The 13,751-nt window shown below is 66.1% G+C and carries 10 protein-coding genes and 2 pseudogenes; 5 read left to right on the forward strand and 7 right to left on the reverse strand.

Annotation, left to right across the window (positions count from 1 at the left end):
- Positions 1 to 519 (reverse strand): AMP-binding protein (locus ABZ909_RS41345; protein ID WP_357011480.1); only part of this gene is annotated, 519 nt, incomplete at its 3' end.
- A 1,261-nt stretch (positions 520 to 1,780) separates the two neighbouring features.
- The gene (locus ABZ909_RS41350) at positions 1,781 to 2,239 is read right to left on the reverse strand and encodes a hypothetical protein (RefSeq protein ID WP_357011482.1); all 459 of its coding nucleotides are present in this window, start codon (positions 2,237 to 2,239) and stop codon (positions 1,781 to 1,783) included.
- A gap of 337 nt (positions 2,240 to 2,576) precedes the next feature.
- On the opposite strand from ABZ909_RS41350, the gene ABZ909_RS41355 reads away from it, so the two are divergent.
- Positions 2,577 to 2,858: a hypothetical protein gene (locus ABZ909_RS41355; RefSeq protein ID WP_357011484.1), complete on the forward strand. Its 282-nt coding sequence runs from the start codon at positions 2,577 to 2,579 to the stop codon at positions 2,856 to 2,858.
- Here ABZ909_RS41355 and ABZ909_RS41360 read toward each other — a convergent pair.
- From ABZ909_RS41360 to ABZ909_RS41370, 3 genes and pseudogenes are all read right to left on the reverse strand, one after another.
- Positions 2,742 to 3,167, reverse strand: coding sequence for a hypothetical protein (locus ABZ909_RS41360; protein WP_357011538.1), 426 nt, complete (start codon positions 3,165 to 3,167; stop codon positions 2,742 to 2,744). The two genes, ABZ909_RS41355 and ABZ909_RS41360, sit on opposite strands and share 117 nt — an antisense overlap.
- A gap of 13 nt (positions 3,168 to 3,180) precedes the next feature.
- Positions 3,181 to 3,302 (reverse strand): annotated as a pseudogene (locus ABZ909_RS41365) (leucine zipper domain-containing protein); the annotation flags it as partial.
- 61 nt (positions 3,303 to 3,363) lie between these two features.
- Positions 3,364 to 4,806, reverse strand: coding sequence for an MFS transporter (locus ABZ909_RS41370; RefSeq protein WP_357011486.1), 1,443 nt, complete (start codon positions 4,804 to 4,806; stop codon positions 3,364 to 3,366).
- 258 nt (positions 4,807 to 5,064) lie between these two features.
- On the opposite strand from ABZ909_RS41370, the gene ABZ909_RS41375 reads away from it, so the two are divergent.
- Entirely contained in the window at positions 5,065 to 5,964 is a 900-nt protein-coding gene (locus tag ABZ909_RS41375) for a helix-turn-helix transcriptional regulator (RefSeq protein WP_357011488.1), read from the forward strand.
- Positions 5,965 to 7,016: 1,052 nt separating this feature from the next.
- Positions 7,017 to 10,316: a protein kinase gene (locus ABZ909_RS41380; RefSeq protein ID WP_357011490.1), complete on the forward strand. Its 3,300-nt coding sequence runs from the start codon at positions 7,017 to 7,019 to the stop codon at positions 10,314 to 10,316.
- A gap of 343 nt (positions 10,317 to 10,659) precedes the next feature.
- Here ABZ909_RS41380 and ABZ909_RS41385 read toward each other — a convergent pair whose 3' ends face one another.
- Positions 10,660 to 10,971, reverse strand: coding sequence for an EthD family reductase (locus ABZ909_RS41385; RefSeq protein ID WP_357011492.1), 312 nt, complete (start codon positions 10,969 to 10,971; stop codon positions 10,660 to 10,662).
- A gap of 207 nt (positions 10,972 to 11,178) precedes the next feature.
- Here ABZ909_RS41385 and ABZ909_RS41390 point away from each other — a divergent pair, with 207 nt between their 5' ends.
- Both ABZ909_RS41390 and ABZ909_RS41395 read left to right on the forward strand, forming a co-directional pair.
- The gene (locus tag ABZ909_RS41390) at positions 11,179 to 11,532 is read left to right on the forward strand and encodes a helix-turn-helix domain-containing protein (protein ID WP_357011494.1); all 354 of its coding nucleotides are present in this window, start codon (positions 11,179 to 11,181) and stop codon (positions 11,530 to 11,532) included.
- A gap of 74 nt (positions 11,533 to 11,606) precedes the next feature.
- Positions 11,607 to 12,173 (forward strand): annotated as a pseudogene (locus tag ABZ909_RS41395) (ISAzo13 family transposase); the annotation flags it as partial.
- A gap of 703 nt (positions 12,174 to 12,876) precedes the next feature.
- Here ABZ909_RS41395 and ABZ909_RS41400 read toward each other — a convergent pair.
- A complete protein-coding gene (locus ABZ909_RS41400; RefSeq protein ID WP_357011495.1) occupies positions 12,877 to 13,509 on the reverse strand; it encodes a hypothetical protein in 633 nt (210 codons plus the stop codon).
- Between the last annotated feature and the right edge of the window lie 242 nt (positions 13,510 to 13,751).

Genomic DNA, 13,751 nt, shown 5'->3' on the forward strand with positions numbered 1-13,751 from the left:
CTCAGCCCGCAACGGGCGCGCCCGGTCGGCATTGGTGACCGGTTCGGCCGGATACCCCTGCGCGGCAGCCGCGATCTCCTCAGTATCCAACTCCAGCCACGGCAACGTGGTCGGCAGGACCTCGCGGGTGTCGGCCACCGTCAGGCCCAGCACGGCCCGCGAGTCCGCGATCATGTGCTGCACGCGATCGGCCGGATAGTTGGGGTCCACGGGCACGAAACCCGCACCGGTCTTGGCGACCGCCCACACCGCCACCACGGATTCGACCGAGCGGCGGATGCCGACGGCGACCAGATCCTCGGGCCCGAGGCCGCGCGCGATGAGCAGGCGGGCCAGCCGGTTCGAACGCTCGTCGAGTTCGGCGTAGCTCAGCTCGGCCAGTGTGGTGTCCGCGTCGGCGTGGACGACGGCGGTGCCGCCCGGATTCAACTCGACAGCCGTCGCGAGCAGTTGCGGCAGTGTCGGCATATGGGGTCTGCGGCGGGTCCGGGTGGGGCGTACGCGAGCCGTGCGGGTCATGCGGCCACCGCCACGAGCTCGATCTTCCGGTCCCCGACCACCCGAATCATGCAGCCTGTCCTCATCCTGGCCGTATCCTGTCCGTTATTGCCCACCGCCGCGTGCACCTTGATCATTGGGTTCACGCAGGCCGCGTTAATCGACCCTGCTGGTAGCAGAGCTGTCGGCCCCCGCGGAGGGACCGGTCACGCGCACTTCCCCAAAGGAGTACTCAGTCCCCCCCGGGCCGGCACGATTCTGAGACCGATTGCCATGGTGTACTCCCCCGCCGCCAAGCCTTTCGATGAGGTCTTGGGTATGGGCGTAGCGCCCGGTTCTCGATACATATAAGGAGATCTCTCGCCGAATCGAACCGTCGCCGGATCAAACATCACGAAAAGCGAATGACCGGCCGGTAAACAGTTGGCCCCTATTAGGAATATCTTCCGGCTCGGCCCGAACCGCAACGACCGCTGTCATGAATTTTCCGGCAAAGGCGTTCGATACCCCATTCACGGCGGTGGAGTCGCATCTACATCGCTGGTGAACTGATCCCTCCCCGGCAGCGAACTTGATGAGCGCGAGAGCTCGCGATCCCGCTCTGATTACTCAGTTTCATCAGACGCTAATCCCTATCATCAGGGTTCGCAAATCTACTGAATGGTAATATCTACACTCCGCGAACTGGTGACATAACCCCTGGTCAGCGTGGCAGTGTTGACCTGTCATCTCACAATGACCGATTCGGTGACCGATTCAATTCCTCTAGCCGGAACGGGTAGAGATGTGAAGGCTGCTCGCTCGGGCCATGACTGGTAAGCCTTAAGCGATGAGGATTCGAGACGCGTGGCATGAAACACTGCCGCCAGTCCCCCGCTATGGCTCCGTACGACTTCGTTGCCTTCGAATTCGGCGATTGTTCTTTTTCTGTTTCCTCATACCAACTGGACGCTTGCGTGAGTCAGTATGGGCGAGGGTCAGACGCCGCCCGTCGAGCCCATCCCTCAGCGGGCGGGGAACATACTGCCCCTCAATGCAGATCGTCAATGAATAAGCGAGGCCGAGCAGAGTGCCACTTTTGGCACTCGATCGTTCGGTGACCGATCCAACGACAGATTCAAAATGCCGCAGCGAGGTGCAGTTCAGGTGGTCGTGTGATACCGGTTGTCATCGAAATAAAGATCCACCAATACATTGGCGCGAATGGCGGGGTCAGCGTGGGACCAGACCTTCCACACCGCGATCTGGAAGGTTACGGCCTTCGAACGAACCAAGACCTGCCTCAGCCGTCCGCCGAGGTGTCGAGTCTTGCCGCCTCCACGGGCGACGGCACCGGGCCGGTGGATGCGTCGGAGGTCGTGTCCTCGAGCAGGTTTCGAGACGCTGAGACGGTCTTTGTCGGAGGGCTCGTGGGGTCTGTCTTCTTCGATGTTGGCCTGCGCCTCAGCTGTTCGGACTTGGTCGCGCGGGACCCGGCCACGAGTTGGCGTGCTCGTTTGACAGTGATCTGGAGCAGATCGGCGAGTTCCTCGTCGGTCTGTACGTGGACGCGCACCGCCGCAGCGGCAATTGCCTGTGCGTCTTCGTGGTTCGCGCTCTCGCTCGCCGCTCGTGTGATTACGGTGTCGATTTGCGCACGTAGCGCCGCCACTTCACTGTCGCGGCGCTGCTCGGTGTGTGTGATCGCAGTCCAGGCGGCGAGGTAGCCACCCACGGCGCGAGTGATGACCTTCTCACGCACAGTGGCTTCGGCTCGGCGCTGCAGGCTGCGCTGACGTGAGCGTTGCAGGCGCGCAACAAGTTCCGGTGAACGATCCGCCTGTCTTATGTCCTGGGCGGGTGGCGCGGAGTGGGTATGTTGCCGTGAGGTAACCAGAACCTCAGACCGGCCGCGTTCCCACCTCGACTCACCGAAACCCACAGTAGTGAGATCCTGCACCGGAACGGTACAAACCTCACACAAGTGGCACGGATCGACAGTATTGACAGCACAGAAAGTCTTCGTTGCCCAAAAGTATCCATGGGAACTTCAGGCAAGCAGCAACCGTCGAACCGGTCCTGGCTGCCGGCGCGTAGGAATGCCTGCCGATCCCGATCCCGGCCGGGACCTGCTGACCCACATCACCGCCCCGCAGCATTCCTCTCACGGCCAGGAGTCGATCGCGATCGCCGTCCGACTCCGCGACGCTGCCAACGCCGAGGGCACATGGCATGGCCTCGCGGCGTTCCCTACAACTTGCCGTTCAACCAGTTCGGCGGGGTTTGGTTCCGTTCTTGTGGTGGGCCCGGCGGGCGTATGCCCGGCCGGTGGCCAGGATCCGGCCGACGTCGGTCCGGTGGGCGCGGTGGTGGTTGCGTGAACCGGGAGGCCGTCCCGGGCCGGGCCGGGTGGGTTTGCGCACCGGCTGGAGTGCCGGTCCTCGCACGGAGGTTCCGAAACCCTCGCCGGACCCGTGCAGGGGTAAGTCGTTGTGACTCAACGGGTTTCTCCCACGGCCGCCGAAGGTCGGTGTCCATTGGCCGGGCCAGTCGAGCTGCGTGTAGGCGACCAGGGTGATCCAGGTCCAGCGGACGACCCCTTCAGGGCGGCGGAACTGGGGCCGTGTCCAGCCGAGGGTTTGTTTCAACATGCGGAAGGTGCGCTCGATATCGAAGCGCCGCAAGAACATTCGCCAACTCCAGTCGATATCGTCGACCCACTTGCTGGCACAAGCCCGCGATATCCCTATCCTCACCGCGACATAAGCGATCGGGCGGTTTTGGCGATGCAGAACGAGCCGTCGGCGTCCCTCCAAGGACAGCAGCGCATTGCGGTGGGTGGCGGGTGTCTCCCTGGTCGGCGAAGTGTTTTGCGGTGTGGCGGCGTTATGGCTGCTCAGCGGCGCGGTGGGGTGCGAGCGCGAGGTAGGTGAGAACCGCGCCGAGCGTGGACAGGGCCGCAAGGACGAGGCCGAGGGTATGGAATGCGCTGGTCAAGCCTTCCGTCAGGGCTGCGTGATGCGCTCCGGCCACCCGCCCTTGGACGGCTTGCCCGGCGATTCGGGTTGCTAATTCGGAGGAGAGGCCGCTGCCACGAAGCCGGGCGGCGGTGAGCGTGGTGAGCAGGGCGGAGGCGCCAGCTACGGCGACGGACTCACCAGTGATGCGCATCGTGTTGAAGATGCCTGCCGCAGCTCCGGCGTTCTCGACCGGGACGGTGCTGACGGCGGCGTTGTCCATGACGCCGAACGCCAGACCCACTCCGGCACCGAAGGGCAGTAGAGGAAGCGCCAGCTCCAGCCATGATCCGTTGCTGTGCAGGGTTGTCAGGAGCAGGGCGCCGGCCGCGATCAGTGCGGAAGCGCAGGTCAGCACTGCTCGCACGGAGGTGCGCGCGGCCAGATGGCCGGCGGCGAGCGGTAGGAGCAGGACCGGAGCGGTCATCGGTAGCAGGAGCAGTCCGCTGGCCAAGATGGTCCGGTCAGCGACGCCTTGGAGGTAGGCGGGCAGGTAGACCAGCAAGATGACGAAGCCAAGGGTGACCGTGAAAGGCTGGCAGACCACCGCGGCGAACTCGGGCCCGCGGAACAGGCGGACGTCGAACATCGCACGGTCGGCCCGGTGGATCTCCACCACAGCGAACAGCACGACCAGTGCCACGGCCGCCGCGAGCAGCAGCAGGGTACTCGGCGCGCTCCAGCCTGCAGCTCCGGCCTGGACGAAGGCGAAGGACAGACAGGCCAGCCCGGCGGTGAAGGTGACCAGCCCAGTCACGTCGAGGGCGGGCTGGTCGGCGTTGCAGGATTCCGGCGCCCGGGTCGCACACAGCCACGCGGGCATGGACATCGCCGCGACCAGGACAAACACCGACCGCCAGCCAGCTGCTTCGACCAGGGCACCGGCGAACAGCGGTCCGATCGCCAGGCCCGTGCCGAAGGAGGAGCCGAGGATCCCGAAGGCAAACTGCCGACGCCGACCAGAGGTGGAGTGGGCCAGCACCGCTGCTCCCGAGGCCAAAACAGCCGCAGCCCCGCATCCCTGAACCGCCCTTGCCACATCGGCTACGGGCATGGAAGGCGCCAGCGCGACCAGCAGGGATACCGCTCCGACCAGCGCGATGCCGGTCAGCAGGATGCGGCGCCTGCCGAACCGATCCGCGAGGCTGCCGGCCGCGAGCGGCAACGCGGCGAAGGTGATGTTGAAGCCGTTCAGCATCCACTGCGCAGCGCCGACCGAAGAGCCCAGATGCGCCGCCATGCTCGGCAAGGCCACTGCCGCCCCGGTCACGGAGAACGGCAACATCATGCTGGCGGACGCGACCGCGACCACCGTGGGCCAGTAGCCGCGCCCACGGTCATCCGAAGCTCGGGCTGGGACCGGTCCGAGTGACGAGGCAGCTCCGCGGCCGCCCGCGTCATGAGCGCGATCCGGATCGGGACGGCGTCTGCGGTCGAGAGAGGATGGTGTGGACATGCCCTCGATCATTTTGCAAGGGCCATCGGTGGATGAAGAGACAGCCGTTCCCTGGGAATGACAGGGCCACCTTCCGACCGTTGCACCCCTGACAACGCCCCCATACTGGGAGGTATGGCCGACACGAGCATGATCGCTACCAGCCTCGGCGACTATCTCAGGGCCCGGCGGGCCCTGGTGTCACCCGCAGACGCTGGCCTGCCGTCGACCGGCCGCCGCCGCGTGCCTGGCCTGCGCCGTGAAGAGGTTGCGGAACTCGTCGGGCTCAGCACCGACTATTACGTTCGCCTGGAGCAGGGGCGCGCCGAACACCCCTCCGATGAAGTCCTTGGCGCGCTCAGCAGGGCACTGCGACTCGGGTCCGCCGAGCGCGCCCATCTGTACGACCTGGCCCGGCCACCCCGCCGTGCTACGGCGAAGGCAGCGGCCAGCAGGTGGGGCGACGTACTGCGGTCCACACTGAGGCAGGTCGTCGAGGCCATCCCGACCACCCCCGCCGTGATCATGAACGACCGAAACGACGTCCTGGCCTGGAACCGACTGGCAGCCGCGCTGATCGCCGACTTCCCCAACCTCGCGCCGCGCGAGCGCAACATGGCCCGCCGCATCTTCCTGGACCCTGACGCGCGCAAGATCCACCTCGACTGGGACGAAGCCGCGCGCACCACGGTCGGCATCCTGCGCATGGCCGCCGGACGTCACCCGCACGACCCGGAACTCGTCCACCTGGTCGGCGAACTGTCACTGGGCAGCGAGACCTTCCGCAATCTGTGGGCCAGCCACCACGTCCACGAGAAGACCCACGGACCCAAGCGCTTCTGGCACCCCACCGTCGGAGATGTAACGCTCAACTACGAGACCTTCCAGGTCCCCGGCGCCGCTCACCACCTCCTCGTGATCTACACGGCCCCGCCCGGAAGCCCTGCCGAGGAGGCACTGAATTTCCTCGGCAGTTTCACCGCCTCCCAAACAGCTCCCCCCACTCGCCCTCGGACGGGGACCGAGGAGAGCTGACCCGAACCGACCGGTGCAACCCTGTCCGTGCCGTGCCCTCGAAGGCGCGTCAACAACGTCATCACCCCGCAACAGACACCCGATCCCGAGTCCCGGTAAACCACGGCGCTGGCTCACCGCCCATCGAGGATGGGCACATACATCTATTTCGATGCGACGCCGAACTATCGGTCAGTGCGTGCGGGTGACTGCGACGGCATCGTCGACAGCTGGCATGCAAATGTCGATAGAACATCCTCGTCCGGACGTTCCGGTTTCTGCCCCGCCGCCAGCTCGGTCGCGCCTCGGCGCAGCGTCAGCCGGTGGGGTTGATTGCGAAACTGATGCAGGTCTCCGAACCCTATGTGCGGCAAGTGATTCACGACTTCAACGACCATGGGTTCGGCGCGCCGGACCCTGGGGTGGCCGTTCTCGACATGGAGCCTGCCGAAGCTGGCAGACGTATTGCGTATCAATGCCATTGCCGACATCAGTCGGGAAACGCTGCGGAAGATCCTGAAAGACCAGGGAGCTCCGCGACCGCAAACGGTGGATCGAGTTCCTGTCCTGTGCTCGCCGCCCGGTTCCACCGGGCGGGCTGGATTCTCAACTCGCAGCGGCGGTGTACGCCGAGGTCGACCGCGCGCGAGGAATGCCACGAAGGCCCAGGGGCAATGCCGAGGGGGCTGCGCCACCGCAGAAGGGGCCGACCTGCGCCAGAGTAGGCATTCAAGATCAACGCCAGGCTACGTTCGAGCCGCGTCGAAATCCGCCACGGGTGGCACTCGACAATGCGCAGTGTGAGGTCACCCGGCAGCTGGGGGTCCCTGCGGTTTTCGCCGAAAATCGGGCGGATATGACGTAATCCCTTGGACAGCAACGGATCACAGCACCGACGGCACCGGCGAACCGCTTGTTCCTGCCGTCGCTATCCGAAGGTTCCGCGCCCCGTCCGGCGGAGGGTCCGTGGACGTCTGCACTCCAGGTCTTCGCCGCCTTCCACCCGGTGCAGGGCGAGGTGGCGACGATTGACCGCGAGATATCCTGAGCACGTCAGGAAGCAGGACCGGCGCATGGTCGACATCGACCCATTGAAAACCCAGCGCGACGCGGTCTGTGAGATCACGGCGGAGCTGGCCGCGGCCGGATTCACCGACGCCCAGCAGATCGGGCGTGGCGGGTTCGGCCTGGTATACCGCTGCAGCCACGAGGCGTTGGACCGGACGGTGGCGATCAAGGTGCTCACCGCGGACCTCGAGGAGGACAACCGCGAGCGGTTCGTCCGCGAGCAACGGGCGATGGGCCGGCTGACCGGGCATCCGAACATCGTCGACGTGCTGCAGGTGGGTATGACAGCGTCCGGTCGGCCGTATCTGGTGATGCCCTACTATCCACAGGATTCCCTCGACGCCCGGATCCGTCGCTACGGTCCGCTGTCGGTGGACGAGACGTTGCGAGTGGGGGTGAGGATTGCCGGGGCGCTCGAGACCGCGCATCGGCTCGGCATTCTGCACCGAGACGTCAAACCCAGCAACATCCTGATCACCGACTACGGTGAGCCGGCACTGACCGATTTCGGTATCGCGCGCATCCCCGAGGGGTTCCACACCGCTACCGGCTTGGTCACCGGTTCACCGGCGTTCACCGCGCCGGAGGTCCTGGCGGGTGAGGCACCTACCCCCGCTGCGGACGTCTACGGACTCGGCGCCACCTTGTTCGCCGCGCTGACCGGGCACGCAGCGTTCGAGCGACGCAGCGGCGAGCAGCTGGTCGCTCAATTCGTGCGGATCACCACCGAACCGGCACCGGATCTGCGCGAGCACGGCATCGACGCCGGCATCTCGACGGTGATCGAACATGCCATGGCTCGTACTCCCGGGGAGCGGCCCTCCGCCGAGGCGTTGGGCGAGCAGTTGCAAGCACTGCAAGCCGAGCGCGGATCGTCGGTCGACGAGATGGCGATTCGCGCCGAAGCGGGCGCCGAGCGGCAGGAGAGCACCCCGGTTCCGTTGACTCCTGGGGCCACCGGCCGCTCGCCGGTCCGGGAGCCCCTGCCGTTCACTTCGCCGGTCAGCGCGGGGTCCTTTCCGCTCGAGCTGACGAGCTTCGTCGGCCGCCGCACCGAATTGACCGAGGCCAAGACCCGGCTGGCGAGTTCCCGGCTGGTTACCTTGGCCGGGATCGGCGGCGTCGGCAAAACTCGACTGGCGTCGCGGGTCGCGATCGATGTACAGCGCAATTTCCCAGACGGGGTATGGCTGGTCCAGCTCTCGGATGTGCACGACGATGCCCTGCTGCCGGGAGTGATCGCCACCGCCGTGGGGCTGCGCCCGCAAGGGAAGCTGGTGCTCGACATGCTGATCGACTACCTGGCTTCGCGACAGTCGCTGCTGGTGCTGGACAATTGCGAACACATCGTGGACGCGGCTGCGAAGGTCGCCGAAACTCTGCTGCGGGAGTGCCCGAGGCTGCAGATCCTCAGCACCAGCCGCGAGCCCCTGGACATCGGCGGGGAAACGGTGTTACACGTGCGGCCGCTGTCGGTTCCCGATCCGGATCGGCAGCCGTCGCTGCGGAGGGCGGCCCACTACGACGCGGTCACCCTGTTCGTCGAACGCGCTGCCGCCGCCGTGCCCGGCTTCGCGCTCACCGAGGACAACCTCGCCACCGTGACCGAGATCTGCCGCGGGCTCGACGGGCTGCCGTTGGCGATCGAATTGGCCGCGGCCCGGCTGCGGGCACTGTCACCCGAACAGATCCTGCAGCGGCTCACCGACCGGTATGCGCTGCTGACCCGCGGCAGCCGCGGCGCGCCGGACCGCCAGCAGACCCTGCAGCGGTGTATCGACTGGAGTTACTCCCTGTGCACCCCAGCCGAACAACAGGTGTGGGCACAGCTGTCCGTGTTCGCCGGCACCGTCGAACTGGACGCTGCCGAACAGGTGTGCCGAAACGATCTCGGAGAGCAACTACTCGACATCCTCACCGCCCTGGTCGACAAGTCCATCCTGAACCGCGAGGAGTCGGGGTCGGTGGTGCGGTTCCGGCTTCTCGAGACGGTGCGCGAGTATGGCCGCGACAAGCTCGAGCAGGCCGGCCGGTACACGGACCTCCGGCGTCGGCACCGGGCCTGGTACCGGCAGCTCGCCGAGCGCGCCGAGGCCGACTGGATCAGCCCCCGCCAGCTGCATTGGATCGCCCGCCTCGACCGCGAGCAACCGAATCTGCGCGAGGCGTTGGACTTCTGCCTGACCGATACCGAGGCGGAATCCGACGCCGCATTGTCGTTCGCGGCGGCCCTGCAGCCGTTCTGGATCGCCCGAGGCCAGCAGAGTGAGGCGCGGTACTGGCTCGACCGCGCCCTCACCGACGGGTCAGCTACCGCTACGGCGCTGCGCGCCAAGGCGCTGTGGCGCGCCAACCTGGTGGCCATTGGCCAGGACGATCGCGTCGCGGTGTCCACGCGGGCCATGCAGGCGCAGACACTCGCCGCAACCACCGACAACCCGATCGTGCACGCGTTCGCGGATCTCGGCCAAGCCTTTCACGCGCTCAGCAGCGGCGACCCGCCGCGCGCCCGCACCCCCGCGGAAGCCGCCCTCGCGTGTTTCGCTGCGCAAGGGGACGTCTATGGACAGATCTGGGCCCTGTTCGCACTCGGATGGGTGTCCATATTTCGGGAGGACAGCGCAGCAGGCCTCTCGTACTACGAGCAGGCCCTCGCGATCACCGAATCCCACGGCGAATCGTTTCATCGGTCAGCTGCCCTGTGGGGAGCAGCGGTTGCCGCGTGGCACCAGGGCGACAGCGAGCGGGCACTGCGGCTGCTGCGGCAAGCGATGCAGATGACCAGGCAGCAGAAAGACCTGTTCATGGTCGCGCAGACCATGGAAACACTGGCATGGATTGCGGAAACGCAGGACGACGCGCGGCGCGCCGCCGTGTTGCTGGGCGCCGCGAAGGCTCTGTCTCAAGCGATCAGCGTTTCCGCGATGATCTTTCCGGACCTGGTGGTGTACCACGAGCACTGCGAGCGAGCGGCCCGTCGCATGCTCGGCCGGAGACCCTTCGAGACCGCCTACCGCGAAGGCGCCGCGCTGGATCTCGACGCCGCGATCGACTACGCCCTCGGAGAGCAACCAACCGCCACAGCTCCCGGTCGGGGCCCATCGGCGGAGCTGACCCGCCGGGAGCAAGAGGTCGCCACCCTCGTCGCCGACGGCCTGACCAACAAGGCCATCGCCACCCGCCTGCACATCTCCCAGCGCACCGCTGCGGCACACGTCGAACACATCCTGACCAAACTCGGATTCACCTCACGCGTCCAGATTGCCGCCTGGGTCACCGAACAGATCCGACCCGCACACAGTTGAGGGCTCGAGCCACTGATGAATCGCCCCGGCTCGCAGCTTTCTGCGACGTGCTTCAGCGCGGTCGACCTGTGCTTTCCTGCCCTGCGCCTGGGCGCGGGGCAGGACCGATTCCTTGTGGCCGTGCTGGTCAAATCCGCTGTCGATCATCGATCAACGGTGACGTCACGCGGCACAGTGGAGATCCTGGGGCATCGACGAAAACTGACGCCGCCAGCTGGCACGTCCCGATCGTTCGGCGTGTCTGCCGAACGCACTATTCTGCCGAAGAGAGTGCGGGGACCGATTCCGCGAGGATGTGGCGAACATGGCTCACAGCGGATCCGGCGGTGCCTCAGGGCCAGGCTCAGCAGGTGCCGTTCTGCACCGGAAAGTGGATGACGACCGCACCACCGGTGGCGTAGTTGGCGACATCGGCAGCCGCCTGCCGGCCCTGCGGAGACGACCGCGCCGCGGTCATTGCCGCAGCGTCAGCGAACTCGGCCTCGAAGACCGCGAAGTACGGCGTCTGTCCCTGCGTCGCTGCCACCTCGAAGCTGTAGCGCCACGCGAGCAGGCCGGGCATGCGCGTGACCAGCGGGAGGTGGTTGTTCACGTAGTAGTCGCGGAAGTGGTCGGGATCGGCGGGCTCGGGATACAGGACCATCAGCTTGTGCATAACAACCTCCGTTCAGCGGCGAGCGACCACAACCCGGAGATCTCGGGCCGTCGCCATACCGGCACCACCACCTTGATACCCGGTCGGTCGCACAACCCGGTAGCAATCGCCTCATGAAGCCCCTCTCAAAGCGCTTCGGAAATCGAAACGATGGGGCATACGATAGTGTTTCGGATATCGAAGCGGCAAGAGGGGACGGTACGACCGATGGCGGCACCCAGGCCGGGACGGGCTGTCCGAGGGTCGAACACCGGCCGGCCACTGATGGCCGCCCTCGACCTGTTCGGCCGTAGGTGGAACCTGCGGATCGTCTGGGAACTGCGACACGGGCCGCTCGGGTTCCGTGCGTTGCAGGAGCGCTGCGACAACATGTCCTCCAGCGTGCTGCGGCAACGGCTGACCGAGCTGCTCGACGCCGCCCTCGTCGAGCAGCATCCGGACACCACCTACGCCCTCACCGAGCTGGGCCACAGCGCCCGCCGCGCGCTGCGCCCGCTCGTCCGGTGGTCCGCAGAGTGGGCCGCGACCCTCTCCGCCGCCGATTCCGAAGACGCCCGCTAGCGCCAAGGCCGCTCAGTTAGGGCCTGCCGCGAATTAAGTCGTAATGGCTGATTCTGGGTGACTTATGTTGTGGTATGGGCGTTTTCGGTGTGACCGTGGCAGGTTTGGCGGCGAAGTTCGAGGCGCTGCTGCCGCATCTGGATGAACGGCAGCGTCGGCTGGTGCTGGGAGCCGACGCGCGAATGCTGGGTCGTGGTGGAGGCCGCGCGGTGGCGCGGGCGGCGGGGGTACGCGAGGCCACCGTGTCGAGGGGAGCCGCGGAGCTGGATGCGGGCGAGGCGCCGTTGGGTCGGGTGCGCAGGCCAGGTGGTGGTCGTAAACGGCTGGTGGACATCGATTCCGGTCTGCGGCCGGCGTTGCTGGCGCTGGTCGAGCCCGGTGAGCGGGGCGATCCGATGTCGCCGCTGCGGTGGACGACGAAGTCGACGCGCAAGCTCGCCGCCGAACTCGCCACTCGAGGGCATGTCGTGTCCGCGGACGTGGTGGCGAATCTGCTCGCCGAGGAAGGGTTCAGCCTGCAGGGCAACTCGAAGGCCCTCGAGGGCGCTCGCCACGCCGACCGCGACGACCAGTTCCGCTACATCACCGATCAGGTCCTCGATCACCAGCGGGCGGGAGACCCGGTGATCAGCGTGGACACGGGGGTAGTGGCGCAGCGGCCCGAGATCCGGCGCTTGCGCCGCTACCACAGATAATTTGCCGAGTCGATGCGCTGCGGGGACCACGTTCCCGCAGGTCGTGTACCGCAAGATCTTTGGCGCCGGATTTCGCGCGATTGCGCTGCGATATCGAATCTGGCTGCGCTGCAAGTTATTTCGATACTACCGCCGGATTCCGGGCAGTTGCGCCACTACCCCCTACTCTCTGACATGAGCGGCCCAGCTAGGCCAGCCCGGGGCGTCGTCAACTTGGACAACGGGACGTCCACCAACAGCGCAGCAGTCCCTTCGGCGGTGAACAGTGCGACCCGGGGGTAGTGGTGCAGGTTCCCGGAATCCGGCGGTTGCACCACTACCGCAGATAATTCACCGAGTCGCGCCGACCTAGCGCCGGATTCCGCGCCAGTGCGTATGCGGATCGAATCATGTTGTATTGCAGTGTATTTCGATATTGACGCCGGATTCCGGGCGGATGCACCACTACCCCCATCTCGTTGAGTTGAGGCATCTGACGAATCTGCCGCATGAAACGGGTGGCCGGGGTGAAATGTTCGTTACGCACTCTTTGATGTGTCCCCCGGGCGTGGGCGGACGGCAGGGCGCTCAGCGGCGGCCATCAGTGAGTGTGTATGCACCGTAAAGGCTGGTTCGCCATACGATTCGGTTGCTTGGCCGGCTGGGCCACTCAGATCCGGTCGAGGTTGGCGACGGCTTCGGTGTCGTCAGGGGTGAGCCGATCCGAGCCATGGCCGATGTCATTGCAGGCGGTGTTGGCCCGGCGTACGGCATCGGAGTAGGCGTCGGCGTCGTCGGCCGAGTGAAGGAAGCGCGTTCGGCCCCGTTCGAGTCGCAACACGGCCATGGTGTATTTGCTTTCTGGGCCACCCCAGAGGTACTGACGGATTACCGCCACCCCGCCGGTGTCATCCACGTAGCCGGCGGCTCCTCGGACGGTGGCGAGGAACCAGAGCGGGTTGCGAAAGCACTCGGCACCCACCGTGAGATTCACAACTGTGGCGAGACCGGTGTCCGCGTCGTAGTCGAAGCGAGCGAGGGACGGCAGTTCGGCAACCCCCAGGATGTCGCGAAGGTGCCAGCGGTAGTCCCCCTCAGACAGCCAACGATCGACGGAGTCGAAATCCATCTCCCCGTGTAGAGAGAACGGCAGCCCGTCCTGCTGCCCCGTTGCATCCTCGCGGCCGCACATGTCGGACCAGTCCGACCACTGGGATGTGGGCCGCGCAGGTGCCGCGAGGTAGCTCTTCAGCGCCGACCGCGAGATCTGGAACTGTGCCATCGCGGAGTACGGTTCGGACATCGAGACCTCGTCACTGTTCGTGCATCGGAATCCCTGACCAGCGATCCCGCAGCTTCGGCCATACAACCGACAGCAACGCGAGCCGCGAACTTGCCACGCATGACGAGTCATTGCTCGCAGAGCCTCGGCCAACCCTGACCTTCATCTGGGTTGTCAATCCGCGAATTTACCCGGGACCCCCGCTACGACGTAGCGCGGGACTGTCGGGATAACGGGTCTGGCCCACTTCCGGTTTGCGCCGT

Origin of the sequence: Nocardia sp. NPDC046763 (assembly GCF_040645495.1) — a bacterium.
Classification (GTDB): domain Bacteria; phylum Actinomycetota; class Actinomycetes; order Mycobacteriales; family Mycobacteriaceae; genus Nocardia.